Origin of the sequence: Streptococcus oralis (assembly GCF_023109005.1) — a bacterium.
In the GTDB taxonomy this organism is placed as follows: domain Bacteria; phylum Bacillota; class Bacilli; order Lactobacillales; family Streptococcaceae; genus Streptococcus; species Streptococcus oralis_BU.
This window is the reverse complement of record NZ_JALDTU010000002.1, coordinates 72,899-93,728: the sequence shown is the minus strand read 5'-3', so window position 1 is coordinate 93,728 and position 20,830 is coordinate 72,899. Positions and strand designations below refer to the sequence as shown.

Annotated in this window: 19 protein-coding genes, 1 tRNA gene and 1 riboswitch; of the genes, 15 read left to right on the top strand and 5 right to left on the bottom strand. The window is 41.1% G+C overall.

Annotation, left to right across the window (positions count from 1 at the left end):
- Positions 1-225: 225 nt before the first annotated feature.
- The 3 genes from M1F56_RS03000 (at position 226) to M1F56_RS02990 (ending at position 6,943) form a co-directional block, all read left to right on the top strand.
- Positions 226-2,769 (top strand): pneumococcal-type histidine triad protein, encoded by a 2,544-nt coding sequence (locus tag M1F56_RS03000; protein WP_247916825.1) that lies wholly within the window; start codon positions 226-228, stop codon positions 2,767-2,769.
- 195 nt (positions 2,770-2,964) lie between these two features.
- On the top strand, positions 2,965-3,882 hold the full coding sequence (locus tag M1F56_RS02995) for a metal ABC transporter substrate-binding protein (protein ID WP_084918446.1): 918 nt from the start codon (positions 2,965-2,967) through the stop codon (positions 3,880-3,882).
- Between the two features lie 13 nt (positions 3,883-3,895).
- Positions 3,896-6,943 carry a pneumococcal-type histidine triad protein gene (locus tag M1F56_RS02990; protein WP_282184673.1) on the top strand — a complete coding sequence of 1,016 codons (3,048 nt, stop codon included), beginning with the start codon at positions 3,896-3,898 and terminating at the stop codon, positions 6,941-6,943.
- A gap of 36 nt (positions 6,944-6,979) precedes the next feature.
- Here the strand turns inward: M1F56_RS02990 and pepT are convergent, their stop codons facing one another.
- The gene (pepT, locus tag M1F56_RS02985) at positions 6,980-8,203 is read right to left on the bottom strand and encodes a peptidase T (RefSeq protein WP_247916823.1); all 1,224 of its coding nucleotides are present in this window, start codon (positions 8,201-8,203) and stop codon (positions 6,980-6,982) included.
- A 152-nt stretch (positions 8,204-8,355) separates the two neighbouring features.
- Between pepT and hemH the strand changes: the two genes are divergently transcribed.
- Positions 8,356-9,450 carry a ferrochelatase gene (gene hemH / locus M1F56_RS02980; RefSeq protein WP_247916822.1) on the top strand — a complete coding sequence of 365 codons (1,095 nt, stop codon included), beginning with the start codon at positions 8,356-8,358 and terminating at the stop codon, positions 9,448-9,450.
- Positions 9,451-9,491: 41 nt separating this feature from the next.
- Here hemH and mscL read toward each other — a convergent pair whose 3' ends face one another.
- Both mscL and M1F56_RS02970 read right to left on the bottom strand, forming a co-directional pair.
- Positions 9,492-9,872, bottom strand: coding sequence for a large conductance mechanosensitive channel protein MscL (gene mscL, locus M1F56_RS02975; RefSeq protein WP_282184677.1), 381 nt, complete (start codon positions 9,870-9,872; stop codon positions 9,492-9,494).
- 79 nt (positions 9,873-9,951) lie between these two features.
- Positions 9,952-10,389, bottom strand: a complete 438-nt coding sequence (locus M1F56_RS02970; protein ID WP_049537654.1) for a GtrA family protein — start codon at positions 10,387-10,389, stop codon at positions 9,952-9,954.
- A 28-nt stretch (positions 10,390-10,417) separates the two neighbouring features.
- Positions 10,418-10,514: riboswitch (PreQ1 riboswitch) on the top strand.
- Here M1F56_RS02970 and M1F56_RS02965 point away from each other — a divergent pair.
- The 4 genes from M1F56_RS02965 to dapA all read left to right on the top strand — a co-directional run bounded on the left by M1F56_RS02965 (position 10,512) and on the right by dapA (position 13,656).
- Positions 10,512-11,021, top strand: a complete 510-nt coding sequence (locus M1F56_RS02965; protein WP_247916820.1) for a QueT transporter family protein — start codon at positions 10,512-10,514, stop codon at positions 11,019-11,021. Its footprint overlaps the riboswitch before it by 3 nt.
- Positions 11,022-11,126: 105 nt before the next feature.
- Positions 11,127-11,199, top strand: a tRNA-Thr gene (locus M1F56_RS02960).
- 389 nt (positions 11,200-11,588) lie between these two features.
- Positions 11,589-12,665, top strand: a complete 1,077-nt coding sequence (locus M1F56_RS02955; protein WP_084875251.1) for an aspartate-semialdehyde dehydrogenase — start codon at positions 11,589-11,591, stop codon at positions 12,663-12,665.
- A 55-nt stretch (positions 12,666-12,720) separates the two neighbouring features.
- Positions 12,721-13,656 carry a 4-hydroxy-tetrahydrodipicolinate synthase gene (gene dapA / locus M1F56_RS02950; protein ID WP_000121610.1) on the top strand — a complete coding sequence of 312 codons (936 nt, stop codon included), beginning with the start codon at positions 12,721-12,723 and terminating at the stop codon, positions 13,654-13,656.
- 42 nt (positions 13,657-13,698) lie between these two features.
- Here dapA and mnmE read toward each other — a convergent pair whose 3' ends face one another.
- Together mnmE and M1F56_RS02940 are read right to left on the bottom strand one after the other, a co-directional pair.
- Entirely contained in the window at positions 13,699-15,072 is a 1,374-nt protein-coding gene (mnmE, locus tag M1F56_RS02945; protein ID WP_247916819.1) for a tRNA uridine-5-carboxymethylaminomethyl(34) synthesis GTPase MnmE, read from the bottom strand.
- Positions 15,073-15,206: 134 nt separating this feature from the next.
- Positions 15,207-15,389, bottom strand: coding sequence for a 4-oxalocrotonate tautomerase (locus tag M1F56_RS02940; RefSeq protein ID WP_001117401.1), 183 nt, complete (start codon positions 15,387-15,389; stop codon positions 15,207-15,209).
- Between the two features lie 122 nt (positions 15,390-15,511).
- On the opposite strand from M1F56_RS02940, the gene M1F56_RS02935 reads away from it, so the two are divergent.
- Genes M1F56_RS02935 through glyA form a run of 7 tightly spaced genes read left to right on the top strand, consistent with a single transcriptional unit; the run spans position 15,512 to position 20,830 of the window.
- A complete protein-coding gene (locus M1F56_RS02935) occupies positions 15,512-16,111 on the top strand; it encodes a thymidine kinase (RefSeq protein ID WP_247916818.1) in 600 nt (199 codons plus the stop codon).
- Positions 16,101-16,580, top strand: coding sequence for a GNAT family N-acetyltransferase (locus M1F56_RS02930; protein WP_247916817.1), 480 nt, complete (start codon positions 16,101-16,103; stop codon positions 16,578-16,580). The genes M1F56_RS02935 and M1F56_RS02930 overlap by 11 nt, the downstream gene beginning before the upstream one ends.
- Before the next feature lie 9 nt (positions 16,581-16,589).
- Positions 16,590-17,669: a peptide chain release factor 1 gene (prfA, locus tag M1F56_RS02925; RefSeq protein ID WP_004262425.1), complete on the top strand. Its 1,080-nt coding sequence runs from the start codon at positions 16,590-16,592 to the stop codon at positions 17,667-17,669.
- Positions 17,669-18,505: a peptide chain release factor N(5)-glutamine methyltransferase gene (gene prmC, locus M1F56_RS02920; RefSeq protein WP_247916816.1), complete on the top strand. Its 837-nt coding sequence runs from the start codon at positions 17,669-17,671 to the stop codon at positions 18,503-18,505. The genes prfA and prmC overlap by 1 nt, the downstream gene beginning before the upstream one ends.
- Positions 18,489-19,091 carry an L-threonylcarbamoyladenylate synthase gene (locus tag M1F56_RS02915; protein WP_247916815.1) on the top strand — a complete coding sequence of 201 codons (603 nt, stop codon included), beginning with the start codon at positions 18,489-18,491 and terminating at the stop codon, positions 19,089-19,091. Before prmC ends, M1F56_RS02915 begins: the two co-directional genes overlap by 17 nt.
- A gap of 1 nt (position 19,092) precedes the next feature.
- The gene (locus tag M1F56_RS02910) at positions 19,093-19,524 is read left to right on the top strand and encodes a GNAT family N-acetyltransferase (protein ID WP_247916814.1); all 432 of its coding nucleotides are present in this window, start codon (positions 19,093-19,095) and stop codon (positions 19,522-19,524) included.
- A 49-nt stretch (positions 19,525-19,573) separates the two neighbouring features.
- On the top strand, positions 19,574-20,830 hold the full coding sequence (gene glyA / locus M1F56_RS02905; protein WP_247916813.1) for a serine hydroxymethyltransferase: 1,257 nt from the start codon (positions 19,574-19,576) through the stop codon (positions 20,828-20,830).

Genomic DNA, 20,830 nt, shown 5'->3' with positions numbered 1-20,830 from the left:
TTTTGTTTTAAAAATTTGGTGATTGATTTTCAATATAGGATTCTCAAATCAGACTGTTCAGATAGAAGATAGTGTAGAAGACAAAAAAATCGTTAACTGGTTCATAAAATTCTTGACAAGTTACAAATTTAGGAGTAAACTATTAACCAGTTAACTATTAGAGAGGAGTTTCTGCAATTTAGAAATGAATTGCAACTAGAAATATCAAAAAGAAAGAGAGTTTCGATGAAAATTAATAAAAAATACCTAGCTGGTTCTGCGGCAGCTTTAATTTTAAGTGTTTGTTCTTATGAGTTGGGACTGTATCAAGCTAGAACGGTCAAAGAAAATAACCGTGTGTCTTACGTTGATGGAAAACAAGCAGCGCAAAAAACGGAGGATCTAACTCCTGATGAGGTTAGTAAAAAAGAAGGCATCAATGCCGAACAAATCGTCATCAAGATAACAGACCAAGGCTATGTGACTTCACATGGAGACCACTATCATTATTACAATGGCAAGGTTCCTTATGACGCTATCATCAGTGAAGAGTTGCTCATGAAGGATCCAAACTACCAGCTCAAGGACGAGGATATTATCAGTGAAATCAAGGGTGGTTATGTTATCAAGGTGGACGGAAAATACTATGTTTACCTTAAGGATGCAGCCCACGCAGATAATGTCCGTACCAAAGAAGAAATTAATCGACAAAAACAAGAGCATAGTCAGCATCGTGAAGGAGGAACCTCAGCAAACGATGGTGCGGTAGCCTTGGCACGTTCACAAGGACGCTACACCACAGATGATGGCTACATCTTTAATGCTTCTGATATCATTGAAGATACTGGTGATGCTTATATCGTTCCTCACGGCGACCATTACCATTATATTCCTAAGAGTGAGTTATCAGCCAGCGAATTGGCTGCTGCAGAAGCTTTCCTATCTGGTAGAAGTGGTCAATCAAATATGCCTACTTATCGCCGTACCAATGGCAACAGTGCTAGCAGTGATATAGATAGATGGACCCAATCCTATAATAATCAAGGTAGTGGCTATACGAACACAAACACGGCTAACAACAGTAACAGTAGCGACGATAGTCAAGCAAGTCAAAGTGATGAGGATATTGATGGCCTTCTGAAACAACTTTATGGCTTGCCACTCAGCCAACGACACGTAGAATCTGATGGCCTTGTCTTTGATCCAGCACAAATCACAAGTCGAACAGCTAGAGGTGTTGCAGTACCTCATGGGGACCATTACCATTTTATCCCTTATTCACAGATGTCTGAATTGGAAGAACGAATCGCTCGCGTCATCCCACTTCGCTATCGTTCGAACCATTGGGTGCCGGATTCAAGACCAGAACAACCAAGTCCACAACCGACTCCGGAACCTAGTCCAAGCCCGCAACCTGCACCAAATCCTCAACCAGCTCCAAGCAATCCAATTGACGGAAAATTGGTTAGACAAGCGGTTCGAAAAGTAGCTGATGGCTATGTCTTTGAGGAAAATGGAACCTCACGTTATATTCCTGCTAAGGAACTTTCAGCAGAAACTGCTGCAGCCATTGATAGCAAACTAGCCAAGCAAGAAAGTTTGTCTCATAAGCTAGGAGCTAAGAAAACCAACCTCCCATCTAGTGATCGAGATTTTTACAATAAGGCTTATGACTTACTAGCAAGCATTCATCAAGATTTAATTTCCAATAAAGGGCGTCAAGCTGAATTTGACGCTTTGGATAAACTCTTGGAACGTCTCAATGATGTCTCAAGCGATAAAGTCAAGTTAGTGGATGATATTCTTACCTTCCTAGCACCGATTCGTCATCCAGAACGTTTAGGAAAACCAAATGCGCAAATTGCCTACACTGATGATGAGATTCAAGTAGCCAAGTTGGCAGGCAAGTACACAACAGAAGACGGTTATATCTTTGATCCTCGTGATATCACCAGTGATGAGGGGGATGCCTATGTAACTCCACATATGACCCATAGTCATTGGATTAAGAAAGATAGTTTGTCTGAAGCTGAAAGAGCAGCAGCCCAGGCTTATGCTAAAGAGAAAGGTTTGACACCTCCTTCGACAGACCATCAGGATTCAGGAAATACTGAGGCTAAGGGAGCAGAAGCTATCTACAATCGCGTGAAAGCAGCTAAGAAGGTACCGCTTGATCGTATGCCTTACAATCTCCAACATACCGTGGAAGTCAAAAACGGAAGTTTGATTATACCTCATTATGATCATTACCATAACATCAAATTTGAGTGGTTTGACGAAGGTCTTTATGAGGCTCCTAAGGGGTATAGTCTAGAAGATCTCTTTGCGACTGTGAAGTACTATGTTGAACATCCAAACGAACGTCCACATTCAGATAGTGGATGGGGCAATGCAAGCGACCATGTTCAAAGAAACCAAAATGGTCAAGCTGATAATAATCATACGGAAAAACCATCAGAGGAGAAACCTCAGACAGAAAAACCTGAGGAAGAAAAACCACGCGAAGAAAAACCGCAAAGTGAGAAACCAGAATCTCCAAAACCAACTGAGGAGCCAGAAGAAGAATCACCAGAGGAGCCAGAAGAACCTCAGGTCGAGACTGAAAAGGTTGAAGCGAAGTTAAGAGAGGCTGAAGAGCTACTTGGAAAAATCCAAGATCCCATTATCAAGTCTAACGCTAACGAAACTCTAACAGGATTAAAAAATAACCTGCTATTTGGCGCTCAGGACAACAATACTATTATGGCAGAAGCTGAAAAACTATTGGCTTTGTTAAAGGAAAGTAAGTAAAGGTAGTAGCATTTTCTAACTCCTAAAAACAGGATAGGAGATCTAGAAAAGATAAAATCGAAAATGAGAATAGAATGTAAGTTCTAATTCTCATTTTTTTCATGAAAATATGCAAAATATCTTGACATATAGTGTAAATAAAGATAAACTATTTACTAGTTAATTAAACGGTTAAATACTAGTTAAGGAGTAACGATGAAAAAAAGAACATTTCTATTATTAATGGCAGGTCTCTTGGTTCTTGTCTTAGGAGCATGTAGCCAAAAAGAAAAACAAGAAGCAAAAGGGATGAAGATTGTAACAAGTTTTTACCCAATCTATGCCATGGTCAAAGAGGTATCAGGTGACTTGAATGACGTACGGATGATTCAGTCAAGTAGTGGGATTCACTCCTTTGAACCGTCAGCAAATGACATTGCTGCTATCTATGATGCAGATGTCTTTGTCTACCATTCTCATACGCTCGAATCTTGGGCTGGAAGTCTAGATCCTAACTTGAAAAACTCAAAAGTTAAAGTTTTAGAAGCTTCTGAAGGAATGACCTTAGAGCGTGTACCGGGCTTAGAAGATGTTGAAGCTGGTGACGGCATCGATGAAAAAACACTCTACGACCCTCACACTTGGTTAGATCCAGAAAAAGCAGGTGAAGAAGCTCAGATTATCGCTGACAAACTTTCGGAGATTGACAGTGCTAATAAGGAAACGTATCAAAAGAATGCTAAAAACTTTATCGCTAAAGCCCAAGAATTGACTAAGAAGTACCAGCCTATTTTTGAAAAAGCGAGTCAAAAGACCTTTGTTACACAACACACAGCCTTTTCTTATCTCGCTAAACGCTTTGGTTTGAAACAACTTGGTATAGCAGGGATTTCCCCTGAACAAGAGCCAAGTCCGAGACAGTTGACAGAAATCCAAGAATTTGTCAAAACTTATAATGTCAAAACCATCTTTACTGAGAGCAATGCTTCTTCTAAAGTCGCTGAGACTTTGGTCAAATCAACAGGAGTTAGCCTAAAGACACTCAATCCTTTAGAAGCAGATCCTGAAAATGACAAAACTTACTTAGAAAATCTAGAAGAAAACATGAATGTTCTTGCAGAAGAATTAAAATGAGGAGATGATGAAAATGAAGAAGAAATACCTTGCAGCAGGATCGGCTCTTGTCCTTTCCCTAAGCCTTTGCATCTATGCATTGAACCAACACCAGGTGGAAGAAAACAAAGATAATAACCGTGTGTCTTATGTCGATGGGAAGCAAGACACTAAAAAAACAGAGAATCAGACACCAGATCAAGTTAGCAAAAAAGAAGACATTCAGGCTGAGCAAATTGTTGTGAAAATTACCGATCAAGGTTATGTGACTTCACATGGTGATCATTTCCATTATTACAATGGTAAAGTTCCTTTTGACGCGATTTTCAGCGAAGAACTGTTGATGAAAGATGCCAATTATCAACTGAAAGATGCTGATATTGTCAATGAAATCAAAGGTGGTTACATTATCAAGGTGGATGACAAGTATTATGTCTACCTTAAAGATGTGGCTCATGCTGATAATGTTCGTACGAAGGACGAAATTGAACGCCAAAAACAAGGTCATACTCACGATGCACCAACTTCTAACAGTGCAGTGGCGCTTGCACAATCGCAAGGACGCTATACCACCGATGATGGCTACATCTTTAATCCATCTGATATTATAGAGGATACTGGTGATGCTTATATCGTCCCTCATGGTGGACATTACCACTACATTCCTAAGAGTTCCTTGTCTGCTAGTGAATTGTCTGCTGCTCAAGCCTACCTCTCTGGAACTAGAAAACAACCGAGTGTGACTGACTATCGTCCAAGTCAAAACAGAACTAGTCAAGCTACTAATCCTGGTCAACAAACTGAAAAACCAAACAATTCAGACGAGAGCCTTCAGAGTCTATTGCAGCAACTCTATGCTCTTCCAAGTAATCAACGTTATGCTGAATCAGATGGCTTTATTTTTGACCCTGCTAAGATTTCAAGTAGAACGCCAAGTGGCGTAGCGATTCCTCATGGAAATCACTATCATTTCATCCCATATACAAAGCTTTCTGCCTTGGAAGAAAAGATTGCGCGAATGATTCCTTTATCTAGTGACAGTGGGAAACCAACACCTTTGGAAAATCCAAGCAAACCAGCAGAGCATCCAGCTCAATCGGATCATCATCATGACCAAGACGGTGACCATGGAAGTCAGGATACCAACCATGAAGATCATGACCATGATGGAGAGGAGCATGACCACCATCACGGTGAAGAACATGATCATGGTTTTGCAGCTGACCGTGTTATTAGTGAAGATGAGCAAGGGTTTGTAGTTTCTCATGGAGATCACGCTCATTATTTCTTTAAGAAGGACTTGACTGTAGCCCAAATCAAAGCTGCCCAAGATCACTTGAAAGAAAATCATCAGCCTCAGCACGTTCAACCACTTGCAAAGACTGTGGAAAGTTTCTCAAGAGATGCTAGTGATGAAGAAAAAATCAAGTATATCTCACAGACCTACGGTGTTCCGCTCGAAGCGATTCGCATTTCAAATGGATTCTTTGTCTTTGGAAATCCGGATCAAGCCTATGATCCAACCCATATCCATCCCTATGCTGTTCGAAAAGAACATGTTCGTATTCCTCTCCAAACTGGGAATCCAGAACTGGATTTCCTAAATGAACTTTATACCACTGCCTTACGCGACAGTGTTTCTCCTTATAGTTTACAGGTAGAAAATGGTAGTTTTGTGATTCCTCATGGCGACCACAATCACTACATCAAGGTTCAAACCAAGGGCTATGAAGTGGCTTTGAAAAATAAGATTCCGGCCCTACAATCTACCTATCAACCTGGGGCTTTTGATGAACAAACTGTTCTATCTAAAGTGGATCAACTGTTAGCAGATAGCAGAAGTCTCTACAAAGACCAGCCTATCATGCAGAGACGTGTTGAACTTGCTTTGGGGCAATTTACCGAGAACATGAAAAAACTGGCGACTAACTCAACTGCCGGATACCTAGCAGCCTTGGATCTTTTTGATAAGCAATATATCCATGTGGATCAAAGTGTGGCACCAGTTGAAACATCACCTTTGGACAAGAAATACCAAGCCCTTGTAGATAAGATCAATACACTGGATACAGATACTTATGGTGTGTCTAAGAAGGATCTCTTGCTTCATTTGCAGGATGCGAAGTTAGCACAAGATGAGACAGAGTTGGATGCGATTGAAGCGAAACTTCAAGCCTTGCAAGATTTCCGTGATCGTACAGGAGTCACAACGGTAGAGTACATCAAGTACTTCTACGAACATGTATCCGATGGCCGTCTTAAAGAAGAACTTCGTAACCGTGTTGCCAAGCTGACTTGGGAACTTTACCAGTCGCAATCTTTCCTCAAAGCAACCGACTTAAACAAGTTATTCCCAACCATCTACCAAACTAAACTTGAGGTGGAAGAAGCTCTCAAAGACGAACCAGTTTCTACAAAAGCTGGTAAGACTATTCTAGATACGGAAAAAGTAGATAGTCAAACTGCTAAGACCGCCATCTATGAATTCCTAAAAGAACTCTACGGTGATTTTATGCCAGAAGAGCGGGTTAGCCATGTTAAGAAGGAAGAAGTGCATGCTCTCCTAACTAAAGCTGCCCAACTCCTAGCACGTGTCAAAGAAGATGGTGTCAAACAATCCCTAGCTGAAGAAGCAGCTAATATCAAAGCGGCTACTGAAAAGGAAAATGCAGACCTTGACGAAGCTAAAACACAACTTGAGGATCTTTTAAATCGTATTGCAGCGACTATCCAACGAGAGAAAAAAGAAGCAGAACAGGATCCACAAACGGTGATTATTTACCAAAAACTCTATAATGTCTTGCTCTCTCTTCACAAGTACTTAGAGGATAACAAAGGATCTGATGCTGACTTTGAACGTGTTGATGCCCTATTTGATCAACTTGCAGCCAAAAGCAGCGATAAAGAAGGTCTCCTTACTCTAGCTAAAGAAATCATTAGCTTGAACCAGGAACTCCGTTCAAAAGCAAGTGAAACTGATAGCCAATCTAAGTCTGAGAAAGACAGTGAAAAAGCTGCTTCTCAAGCGACAGAAAAGCAAGCACAAAGCAAAACTGAGCCAAGTGCTCAACCAAATGAATAAAAAGAAAGGCGAAGTAGCTGAGCTACCTCGTCTTTTTTAGTCTTTATAAGCTACAATGCCAATGATGGTATCCACCGCACGCTCCATAGTCTGAAGGCTGACGTATTCAAAACGTCCATGCATGTTTTCACCACCAGCAAAGATATTTGGAGTTGGGATACCCATAAAGGAAATCTTAGAGCCATCTGTTCCGCCACGGATTGGTTCGATAATAGGCGTGATACCTAAATCTTCCATAACAGCTTTAGCAATGGTAACGGGTGTCATATCTTTTTCAATGACTTCTTTCATATTGTAGTACTGGTCTGTCAGAGTTAAGCTAATGCGATCATTCCCAAGCTCTTGATTCATCTTGTCAGCGATGGCTTGCATGGTTGCTTTACGCGCTTCAAATGCATCTTTTTCAAAGTCACGGATGATATAGCTTGCACGCGCCTCCTCGACACTACCTGATACATCCATAAGATGATAGAAACCTTGGTAACCATCTGTCAACTCAGGTCGGTTATTCTCAGGAAGTTGATTATGAAAATCAATTGCTAACTGAAGGGCATTGACCATTTGACCTTTGGCAGTACCAGGGTGAACATTGCGTCCTTGGAAGTGAAGCTCAGCAGCTGCTGCTGAGAAAGTCTCGTACTGAAGTTCTCCAAGAGGTCCTCCATCTACAGTATAGGCAAAGTCAACGTCAAAGTCTTCTGCATCAAACTGATTAGCACCGACGCCAATTTCTTCATCTGGACCAAAACCAACACGGATTTCACAATGCTTGATTTCGGGATGAGCAGTCAGGTATTCGATAGCAGTCATAATTTCAGCAATTCCAGACTTGTCATCAGCACCTAGCAAGGTCGTGCCATCTGTTGTGATAAGCGTTTGACCTGGATATTTCTCAAGACTCTTAAAGTCAGCTGGATCCAGTTTAAATCCAGAATTACCTAAGTCGATAGCTCCGCCATCGTAGTTTTCAATCACCTGTGGATTAACTCCCTCAGCATTAAAATCAGCTGTATCCATGTGGGAGATAAATCCAATCTTACGTGTCAGGCTGGAATCATTAGCTGGTAAGGTACCAATAGCAAAACCATTTGGTAGGTAGTAAACATTTTGCAGGCCAACACGTTTCATCTCAGGAATAAGAACAGTGGTCGCAAAATCTACCTGGCTTTGCGTACTTGGAGTAGTAGTAGAGTGTTCATCAGAACGCGTGTTGACCTTAACGTAGGTCAGAAAACGTTCCAAAAGGTTCGGATAAGACATAAAAACTCCTTTATTATTATTTTTTTCATTGTATCATAGAATAGAGAGAAAGACAAAGAGAAGTAAATAAAAATAAAATGAATGAAAGCGTTTATTTATGATATATTTCATGGTAGAATGGTAATTAAAAAAAACATCACAAGGACATATCAATGAAAAAAGCCCTATTAATGATGACCTTTGGATCTCCAGAGGAGATTAGTTTTGAAGGAGTAGCAGAATTTTTTACAAACATTCGTCGTGGTGTTAGACCCGAAGACCACGAGATTCAAACCCTCTATGATAACTACGTCCTTATCGGTGGGACACCTTTGCAGCGGATTACAAGGGAAGAAGTTGCTTTAGTAAGAGAACGTATAGGGGAGGAGTACGGTATCTACCTTGCCAACAAATTTTCTCGTCCCTTTATCCCAGACGTGATCAAGCAGATGGAAACTGATGGTGTTGAAGAATGTATCTGCTTGATTTTGGAACCTCATTATTCTTTTTACTCAGTCATGGGGTATGAAAAGTTTCTGGAAAGCCAGCAGATCCGATTTTTAGTTATTAAGGACTGGTATCAACAACAGCCTTTGCTGGACTTCTGGACAGATGAGATTAGAAAAATTTTACGAAACCATGTGGGAGAAGAATCCTTCAAGGTAATCTTTTCAGCCCATAGCGTCCCCATTTTTGCCTTGGACTATGGAGATCCTTATATCGATCAGATTTTCGATAATAGCAGGCTCATTGCTGAACAACTCGGCCTAATGACAGACCAGTATACCAATACTTGGCAGAGCGAAAGCGATATTGGAATTCCTTGGATCAAGCCAGATGTCTTAGAATATTTACGAGAACAAAAGCAACATCCAGAACATTATATTTTTGTTCCGATTAGCTTTATCAGTGAGCACATCGAAGTCTTGTTCGATAATGATGTGGAATGTTATGATTTGTGTCAAGAATTAGGTGTCACTTACCATCGTCCACCGATGCCCAATACGGATAGCCGTTTAATTGACGCTTTAGTTGCTACTGTAAGAGCAAACGAACACAAAGAATTTAAAGCTTTTCTCCCAGAAGAAGAAACCTTTGATGAGTTAGCGCCTTCGGCAACTACCAAGGACATCATGAAAGAGACAGACGACCTTCAGATGCCAGAATTTGTCAAAAAACTCATTGAGAAAAAAGGCCGTGAAAATGTGAAGATGCCTTACTTGATTAAGAAAATGCTCGAAAAGGCTGGTAAGTTACCAAAAGAGTAAAGAAAAAAGGATTTAGCTTTAAGCTGAATCCTTTATCAGTCTTATTTTTTCTCAAGAAGGGCTTTGATTTCTTGAAGAACTTCAAGTTCAGTTGGAACAGCAGGTGCTTCCTCAACCACTTCCTCTTTCTTACGAAGGTTTTGAGCTTTTTCAATACCTTTGATAACGAAGAAGAGAACTGTACCCACAACAAGGAAGTTGATAACAGCGCTCAAGAAGCTACCGTAACCAACACCATTCCATGAAAGTTCAGCGATACGTTCAACGTTCGCAGCTTTCAAAGCTGGGTTCAAGATAAGTGGAGTGATGATATCGTTAACGAGTGAAGTCACGATAGCACCAAAAGCAGAGGCGATGATTACACCGACAGCAAGGTCAACGACATTACCGCGAAGCAAGAATTCTTTTAGATCCTTTAACATTTTCATAAATTCCTTTCCTAATTTTCTAACTTATTATATCCTAAATTGTGACAAGAGGCAACCTGGATGCTTAAGGAGATCAGTTGCTCCTTTTAAAAATATAGATTTTACTGAAAATATAATTAAGCACAATAATCAAAATTTGTGCTAGGATAGTTTCAACCGTATTAACCCTGTCTATATTATATTCGACAAACTGACCAATAAGATCAGGAAAGGTTGTAACGAAGATATAAGTTAAAAGAACGTCAAGTCCAAGTGTAGAGAGACGAGCTAAGAAAAACTTAGCCAGGCGAGTTGGCCAATTTCTTCTCTCTTGTTTAAAGACGATTGTATCATTTGTAAAAAAGGCAAAGAGAATCCCGATAAGATTTGCGAGTACGGTTGCCAGGATTTCCTGGTGGCTGATGTGGTAAATAACCAAACGCGATAAGATAGAAACCAGAGTAGTAGCAGCACCGAAAAATAGGTAGGAGAGGATTTCGTTATCGAAGAATGCCTTTATTATTCTTTTCATGGTTTTAGTATAGCATAAAGTCCTATATTGTGCTATACTAGTAAGGTTGATAATCTCAACCCTTGGTGCTTAACTTCTTTCACCAAGCATATTTTACGCGGGAAACCGCTAAAGGAGAAAACATGAAAAAATTAACTGTTCGTGATATGGCAGATATCGCTATTGTCGCTGCTATTTATGTGGTTTTGACCATCACCCCACCGCTGAATGCCATTAGCTACGGCGCCTACCAGTTCCGTATTTCAGAGATGATGAATTTCTTAGCCTTTTACAATCCAAAATACATCATCGGTGTGACGATTGGTTGTATGATTGCAAATTTCTTTAGCTTTGGTCCAATAGATGTCTTTGTTGGTGGAGGTTCTACCCTAGTTTTCCTTAGTCTAGGGGTATGGCTCTTTGCAAAATACAGTAAAGATTACCTCTTTAACGGATTGATTCGAAAAGATCATTTCTTCTTTTCAATCCTCTTCTCCATTTCAATGATTACCATTGCAGCTGAACTTCATATCGTTGCAGAAGCTCCGTTCTTCTTCACATGGTTCTCTACTGGAATTGGTGAGTTTGCATCACTTATCGTAGGTGCGATTTTGATCAATAAACTGGGACAGCGAATCGATCTAACAAAATAAGAAGTTTATAAGCTAGATTCTTGCTAAATCTAGCTTTTTTCATTATTGAAAATTAAAAGAGAGCGCTTGACAAGAACATAGAACTATAGTATACTTTTTAGGTAAGCTGATTTAGCTCAGTTGGCAGAGCGCATCCATGGTAAGGATGAGGTCGCCGGTTCAATCCCGGCAATTAGCATGATAGAGACGAAAAAACCCTGATTTACAAGGGTTTTTGTTATCTCTGCCCCAAATTTTTCAAAGATATTTCTTATGCACCTATATAAATGAAGCAAAGAGTTTTGTCTGTTGACAAAAGTGACTCTATCTAGTAGAATAGTAGTTGCGATGAGTCGATAGGTAGTCTTCGGACTGCTATTGAGCATAAGGAGGTCATAACGCAGGAGCGGACCTTGATGAGTTGTGTGAACCTGCTCATCACATGAAGATGCCTCTTAGCCCCTGGTCAAATGGCTAGGGATTTTTGTTTTCAGAAAATATAACCCAAAAATGCTTTTCAATTTCTGGAAAAAGTAGTATAATACATCTATTATAGAAATTTTTAGAAAATTCCGAAAGAGGTTATTTATGGGATATACAGTCGCTGTAGTCGGCGCGACAGGTGCTGTCGGAGCTCAGATGATAAAAATGTTGGAAGAATCAACACTTCCAATCGATAAAATTCGTTACCTTGCTTCTGCACGTTCAGCAGGCAAAACTTTGAAATTTAAAGACCAAGATATTACGATTGAAGAAACAACAGAGACAGCTTTTGAGGGTGTTGATATTGCGCTCTTTTCAGCAGGTGGTTCGACATCAGCTAAGTATGCACCATACGCAGTTCAAGCTGGAGCGGTAGTAGTGGATAACACATCTTATTTCCGCCAAAATCCAGACGTACCATTGGTTGTCCCAGAGGTCAATGCCCATGCACTTGATGCTCATAATGGGATTATTGCCTGCCCTAACTGTTCAACAATCCAAATGATGGTGGCTCTTGAGCCGGTCCGCCAAAAATGGGGCTTGGACCGCATCATCGTTTCAACTTACCAAGCAGTCTCTGGTGCTGGTATGGGTGCGATTCTTGAAACACAACGTGAACTTCGTGAAGTCTTGAATGATGGTGTGAATCCACGTGATTTGCATGCGGAAATCTTGCCTTCAGGTGGTGACAAGAAACACTACCCTATCGCCTTTAACGCTCTTCCACAAATCGATGTCTTTACTGACAATGATTACACTTACGAAGAGATGAAGATGACTAAGGAAACTAAGAAAATCATGGAAGATGATAGCATCTCAGTATCTGCAACCTGTGTACGTATTCCAGTCTTGTCAGCTCACTCTGAGTCAGTTTATATCGAAACAAAAGAAGTGGCACCAATCGAAGAAGTCAAAGCAGCCATCGCAGCCTTTCCAGGTGCTGTTCTTGAGGATGACGTAGCGCACCAAATCTATCCTCAAGCTGTCAATGCAGTGGGTTCGCGTGATACTTTTGTTGGTCGTATCCGTAAAGACCTAGATGCAGAAAAAGGAATCCACATGTGGGTTGTTTCAGACAACCTTCTCAAAGGTGCTGCTTGGAACTCAGTTCAGATTGCAGAAACGCTTCACGAACGTGGATTGGTTCGTCCAACAGCTGAATTGAAATTTGAATTAAAATAGTCATATCGTTTAGGAGTTCAGATGAACTCCTTCTTTGAAATAGAGAGGTATTCTCATGTCTTATCAAGATTTAAAAGAGTGTAAAATCATTACAGCCTTTATTACCCCTTTCCATGAGGATGGTTCCATCAACTTTGATGCCATTCCAGCCTTGATTGAGCATCTGTTGGCGCATCATACAGACGGCATTCTTCTTGCAGGGACGACGGCCGAGAGTCCAACTTTGACTCATGATGAAGAGTTGGAACTCTTTGCAGCTGTACAAAAGATTGTCAATGGACGTGTTCCTTTGATTGCGGGTGTAGGTACCAATGATACACGTGACTCGATCGAATTTGTCAAAGAAGTCGCAGAATTTGGTGGCTTTGCAGCTGGGCTTGCGATTGTACCATACTACAATAAACCTTCTCAAGAAGGAATGTATCAGCACTTTAAGGCAATTGCAGATGCCTCGGATTTGCCGATTATCATTTATAACATTCCAGGGCGTGTAGTTGTCGAATTGACTCCAGAAACCATGCTTCGTTTGGCTGACCATCCAAATATCATTGGGGTCAAAGAATGTACTAGTTTGGCTAATATGGCTTACTTGATTGAACACAAGCCAGAAGAGTTCTTGGTCTATACTGGTGAGGACGGAGATGCTTTCCATGCCATGAATCTTGGTGCGGACGGGGTTATTTCTGTTGCATCTCATACAAATGGGGATGAAATGCACGAGATGTTGACTGCTATTGCAGAAAGCGATATGAAAAAAGCGGCAGCTATTCAACGTAAATTCATTCCTAAGGTCAACGCCCTCTTCTCTTATCCAAGTCCTGCTCCAGTTAAGGCAGTCCTTAACTATATGGGATTTGAAGCTGGACCAACTCGTCTACCTCTAGTTCCAGCACCAGAAGAAGATGCCAAACGCATTATCAAGGTTGTCGTAGATGGTGACTACGAAGCAACTAAGGCAACTGTAACTGGTGTTTTAAGACCAGATTACTAATAAAGATAATAAAATCCATGACCGAACGATCATGGATTTTTCTTATTTTCCTAAACAGAATTGGCTAAAGAGTTGGGTAATGAGTTCATCTGGAGCGGCATCTCCAGTGATTTCTCCGAGAATTTCCCAAGTACGGGTCAAGTCAACTTGAAGCAAATCAACTGGCATCCCCAGTTCCAGCCCTTCGTTAACAGCTTGTAAGCTTTCAACGGCCTTTTCAATCAAGGAAATATGACGGGCATTTGACAAGTAAGTGGCATCTTGCTCAACCAAACCAGCATTTTCAAAGAAGAGGTTGTTGATTCTATCTTCAATCTTATCGATATTTTGATTTTTAAGAACTGAAATACGAATGACATCTTCTGGAAGTTCCGAAGTTTCAATTGTTTCTGGTAGGTCAGTTTTATTGAGTAGAATAATGCGGTTGGTATCCTGACTGATTTCTAAGAGTTGTCTGTCTTGTGCTGTTAGTGGCTCACTAGCATTTAGCACTAGTAGTACCAAGTCAGCTTCCTTGAGGGCTTTTCTCGAACGCTCGACACCGATTTGTTCCACGATATCATCTGTATCCCGGATACCGGCTGTATCAATCAATTTGAGAGGAACACCATTGATATTGACGTATTCTTCGATGACATCTCGAGTAGTACCAGCAATGTCTGTAACGATAGCCTTGTCTTCACGTAGGAGATTGTTTAGGAGGCTCGATTTCCCAACGTTGGGGCGTCCGATGATGGCAGTTGAAATTCCCTCACGAAGGATTTTGCCACGTTGTGCTGTTCTAAGGAGATTGGTCAGCAGTTGCTCAAACTCCATAGTCTTCTCGCGGATGACTGCAGTAGTGGCTTCTTCAACATCATCATACTCAGGATAGTCAATATTGACCTCTACTTGGGCAAGTGTATTGAGGATTTCCTGACGAGTATTGTTAATGAGGTCAGAAAGAGAACCGTCCAATTGTTTGACTGCTATATTCATAGCCTTGTCAGTCTTGGCCCGGATGATGTCCATCACCGCCTCAGCCTGAGTCAAGTCGACACGACCATTGAGGAAGGCACGCTTGGTAAATTCTCCAGGTTCTGCCAACCGAGCTCCTTCACGGATAGCTAGTTGGAGAATCTCATTGGTCACCGCTATCCCGCCGTGGGTGTTAATCTCAATAATATCCTCTCGAGTAAAGGTCTTTGGAGACTTCATGGCTCCAACCATAACCTCGTCCATGACCTTACCAGTTAATGGATCAACAATGTGACCGTAGTTGAGAGTGTGGCTAGCAACCTTACTCAAGTCTTTACCTTTAAAAATCCTTTGCGCTATAGCGAAACTGTCAGTTCCACTCAGGCGGACAATCCCAATAGCCCCTTCTCCAAGAGGAGTAGAGATCGCAGCGATGGTATCAAATTCACGTGTAATCATACTATTTCCTTTTGTATTTCTTTTCTTTGGATATGTATCCAAGCATCTCTTCAAATTGTAACAAAATTAGACTATTTCTTCAATGGATGCTACTTGGAGATTGAAAAAGCTTAAGCAATTCTGCTTAAGCTAGTTTATTTGGTGCGCATTTCCCCTTGTGGGAAGTAGGTTCCTTCTGGCATGTCGTTGATGATGACATGAACGGCTGATTGAGGTGCTCCAGTGTTGCGGACAACAGCTTCCGTTACTTCCTTAGCCAGAGCTTTCTTTTGCTCGAGCGTGCGTCCTTCAAATAAATCGATGCGTACAAATGGCATAATAGCTTCCTCCACTAGTTTTTGATTTCTTCTATTTTACCACATTTTGCCGTTTAAAGCTTCAGAAAATTATGATATACTAGAATGTAGCAAAAATTTAGAAATGGACGTGAATTAGAAGCATGGCACAGTTGTATTATCGTTATGGGACCATGAACTCTGGTAAGACGATTGAGATTCTCAAGGTGGCCTATAACTACGAGGAGCAAGGAAAGGGAGTTGTGATTATGACTTCGGCTCTGGATACGCGTGACGGTGTTGGCTATGTGTCGAGTCGAATCGGCATGAAACGCCCAGCCATTGCGATTGAGGAAACGACAGATATCTTCGGATATATCCGAGACTTACCTGAAAAACCTTACTGTGTGTTGGTCGATGAGGCCCAGTTTCTCAAGCGTCACCATGTTTACGACCTAGCTCGTGTTGTTGATGAGTTAGACATACCTGTCATGGCTTTTGGTTTGAAGAATGACTTTCGAAATGAGTTGTTCGAAGGTTCAAAATACCTCTTGCTCTTAGCAGACAAGATTGAAGAAATCAAGACCATCTGTCAGTACTGTAAGAAAAAGGCGACTATGGTGTTGCGTACGCACGATGGACTGCCCGTTTATGATGGCGAACAAATTCAAATTGGTGGCAATGAAACCTATATCTCAGTCTGCCGTAAACATTATTTTGCACCAATGATAGCATCTAACAAGGAGCACAACTATGACAATTGAACTAAGAGATGTTACAATGGAAAATTATTTTGATGTTTTGAATTTGGATGTCAAGGAATATCAAAAGCAATTCATTGCAACCAACGCAATTAGTTTGGCTGAAGCATATGTCTACACTAAAAATGGAGATTTTGTAGCTCCATTGGCAGTTTATGATAAGGATGCAATTATAGGTTTTGTGATGATAGCTTATGATAAAAAGATCGGAATTAGTAGTAGAAATTATTTACTATTTCGTTTTATGATTGATAAGAATTTTCAAAATCAAGGATATTTTAAACCAATTATGGATAAAGTACTAGACTATGTTCGGACAGCGCCAGCAGGTTTAGGCAATAAACTTTGGTTGTCTTATGAACCAGAGAATGAATATGCAAGATCTTGTTACCTCAGTTATGGATTTAAAGAAACTGGGGAAATATCCGAGAACGAAGTAGTAGCAATCTATGATTTAACAATTGAGAACTAAGGAGAAAAAATGAACATCTATGATCAACTACAAGCTGTAGAAGACCGTTATGAAGAGTTAGGAGAATTGCTTAGTGACCCAGATGTGGTGTCTGACACCAAGCGTTTCATGGAGCTTTCAAAAGAAGAGGCTTCAACTCGCGATACGGTAACAGCCTACCGTGAGTACAAACAAGTCCTTCAAAATATCGTCGATGCCGAAGAGATGATTAAGGAATCAGGCGGAGATGCGGACTTGGAAGAAATGGCTAAGCAAGAGCTCAAAGATGCCAAGGCTGAAAAAGAAGAATATGAAGAAAAACTAAAAATCTTGCTCCTTCCAAAAGATCCAAACGATGACAAAAATATTATCCTTGAAATCCGTGGAGCAGCGGGTGGTGACGAAGCGGCGCTTTTCGCTGGAGATTTGCTAACCATGTACCAAAAGTATGCAGAAGCCCAAGGCTGGCGCTTTGAAGTCATGGAAGCTTCTATAAACGGTGTCGGTGGTTTCAAAGAAGTCGTAGCCATGGTTTCGGGTCAATCTGTTTACTCTAAACTCAAGTATGAATCAGGTGCCCATCGTGTGCAACGTGTCCCTGTGACAGAAAGCCAAGGTCGTGTTCATACCTCGACTGCGACTGTTCTTGTTATGCCTGAAGTGGAAGAAGTTGAATACGATATTGATCCAAAAGACCTTCGTGTTGATATCTACCATGCATCTGGTGCTGGTGGACAGAACGTCAATAAGGTTGCGACAGCTGTTCGTATCGTTCACTTGCCAACCAATATCAAGGTTGAAATGCAGGAAGAACGCACCCAGCAGAAAAACCGCGAGAAGGCCATGAAAATCATCCGTGCGCGTGTTGCTGACCACTTTGCACAAATTGCCCAAGACGAACAAGACGCTGAGCGTAAGTCAACAATCGGTACTGGTGACCGTTCAGAACGGATCCGTACTTATAATTTCCCACAAAACCGTGTCACAGACCACCGTATCGGCTTGACTCTCCAAAAACTAGATACGATTTTGTCTGGTAAATTGGATGAAGTTGTGGATGCCTTGGTTCTTTATGACCAAACACAGAAATTAGAAGAATTAAATAAATAATGAAATTAACTCAATTATTTTCAGATTTTGAAGAGGAGTTGATTAGACAAGGAGAGGAAGCTGAAAGCCTCTCTTTTGTCTATCGTAGCCTGAAAAATCAATCCTTTACAGACTTTGTCTTTGCCCTCCAGAAAAAAGTAACAGAGGAAGAAAAACAATTTGTGGAGGAAATTTACAAGAAATTAGCAGAACATATACCAGCCCAGTACATTATCGGTTATGCAGATTTCTTTGGAATGCAGTTAAAAGTAGATGAGCGGGTTTTGATTCCCCGACCTGAAACAGAGGAGTTGGTGTACCTTATTCTAGCTGAAAATCCTAAAGAAAATCTCAAGATCTTGGATATTGGAACTGGAAGTGGTGCCATAGCCCTTGCTTTAGCAAAAAATTGTCCAGATTGGTCTGTAACGGCTGTGGATATTTCACAAGATGCACTAGACTTAGCAATAGACAATGCTAAAAATCAAAATCTTAATATATTTTTTAAAAAATCGGATTGTTTTGCAGAAATTTCTGAAAAATATGATATAATTGTATCCAATCCACCCTATATCTCTTGTGAAGATGAGTCAGACGTCGGTTTGAATGTTTTGCATTCGGAGCCTCATCTAGCTCTCTTTGCAGATGAGGATGGCCTAGCTATTTACCGCAGAATTGCGGAAGATGCAAAAGACTATCTCACAGATGGTGGTAAGATTTACCTTGAAATTGGATACAAGCAAGGTCAAAGTGTTCCTGCGTTTTTTAGGAAACATCTTCCTGATAAAAGAGTACGAACACTCAAAGACCAATTTGGTCAAGATAGGATGGTTGTAGTTGATGATGGACAGGATTAGACAAGAGTTGGAAAAGGGTGGAGCTGTTGTTTTGCCTACAGAGACAGTTTACGGTCTCTTTGCTAAGGCCTTAGATGAAAAAGCTGTCGACCATGTTTACCAACTCAAACGTCGTCCTAGAGAGAAGGCGCTCAATCTTAATGTCGCTTCTCTAGAGGACATCTTGCACTTCTCAAAGAATCAGCCAACTTATCTACAAAAACTTGTAGAGACCTTTTTACCGGGTCCCTTGACCATTATCCTCGAAGCCAATGACAGAGTTCCCTTTTGGGTCAATTCTGGTCTTACAACTGTTGGGTTTCGGATGCCGAGTCACCCCATTACACTTGATTTGATTCGAGAGACAGGACCCTTGATTGGGCCGTCTGCCAATATCTCGGGTCAGGCAAGTGGAGTGACCTTTGATCAAATCCTAGAGGATTTTGACCAAAAAGTTTTGGGGCTGGAAGACGATGCTTTTCTAACTGGACAAGATTCAACTATTTTGGATTTGTCTGGAGACAAGGTGAAAATCTTGCGCCAAGGGGCGATTAAGCGAGAAGATATTCTTGCACAGTTGCCAGAGATTTCTTTTGAGGAGGAATAAGATGCTAAGAGATTTGCAGGAAACAGATGTGAAGGCTATATGTGACATTAACCAAGAGGCTTTGGGCTATACTTTTAGTCCAGAGGACACGGCTAGTCAATTAACTAGACTTTCTCAAGATCCCCATCATTTCCTACTTGGCTATGAGGACGCAGCCAGCCATGTCTTGCTGGGATATGTCCATGCTGAAGTTTACGAATCACTCTATTCCAAAGCGGGATTCAATATCTTAGGCTTAGCCGTTTCGCCTCAAGCACAAGGGCAAGGTATCGGTAAAAGCTTACTGCAAGGGTTGGATCAAGAAGCAAAAAGACGTGGCTATGAGTTTATCCGCTTAAACTCTGCCGATCATCGTCTGGGAGCTCATGCATTTTATGAAAAAGTTGGTTATACTTGTGATAAAATGCAGAAACGGTTTATTCGCATCTTTTAGTATATTTTCTTAAACTAACAGACCTGTCATATTATAAAGGAGAAGACCTATGATTTTTGACAAAGATGATTTTAAAGCATATGATGCTGATCTCTGGAATGCTATTGCCAAAGAAGAAGAACGCCAACAAAACAACATTGAGTTGATTGCTTCGGAAAACGTAGTTTCCAAGGCTGTTATGGCAGCTCAAGGGTCTATCTTGACGAATAAATACGCCGAAGGCTACCCAGGACGTCGTTACTATGGTGGAACTGATGTAGTAGACGTGGTAGAAACTTTAGCTATTGAACGCGCGAAAGAAATTTTCGGGGCTAAATTTGCCAACGTCCAACCTCACTCAGGAAGCCAAGCCAACTGTGCTGCTTACATGGCCTTGATTGAGCCAGGTGATACTGTTATGGGGATGGATTTGGCAGCAGGTGGACACTTGACCCACGGAGCTCCAGTTAGCTTCTCTGGTCAAACCTACAACTTTGTTTCTTACAGTGTGGATCCTGAAACGGAACTCTTGGACTTTGATGCTATCTTGAAACAAGCCCAAGAAGTAAAACCAAAACTAATCGTAGCTGGTGCTTCAGCCTATTCTCAAATTATCGACTTCTCAAAATTCCGTGAAATCGCAGATGCTGTTGGGGCTAAGCTCATGGTAGATATGGCCCATATCGCTGGTTTGGTTGCCGCTGGTCTTCACCCAAGCCCAGTTCCATATGCTCATATCACAACAACAACGACCCACAAAACCCTTCGTGGACCTCGTGGTGGTTTGATTTTGACAAATGATGAGAATCTAGCTAAGAAAATCAACTCAGCTATTTTCCCTGGTATTCAGGGTGGTCCTTTAGAGCACGTTATCGCGGCCAAGGCAGTTTCCTTCAAAGAAGTTTTAGATCCTGCCTTCAAGGAATACGCTGCTAATGTCATCAAAAACAGTAAGGCTATGGTTGAAGTCTTCTTGCAAGACCCTGATTTCCGTATCATTTCTGGCGGTACTGAAAATCACCTCTTCCTAGTGGATGTAACTAAGGTTGTAGAAAACGGAAAAGTTGCTCAAAACTTGCTAGATGAAGTTAATATTACCCTAAATAAAAACTCAATTCCATACGAAACCTTGTCACCATTCAAGACAAGTGGGATTCGTATCGGTTCTGCAGCCATCACTGCACGTGGATTTGGTGAAGAAGAAAGCCGTAAAGTGGCTGAACTCATCATTAAAACCCTTAAAAATGCAGATAATGAGGCTGTCTTAGAAGAAGTGAGAAGTGAAGTCAAAGCATTAACAGATGCTTTCCCACTATACGAGGACTAA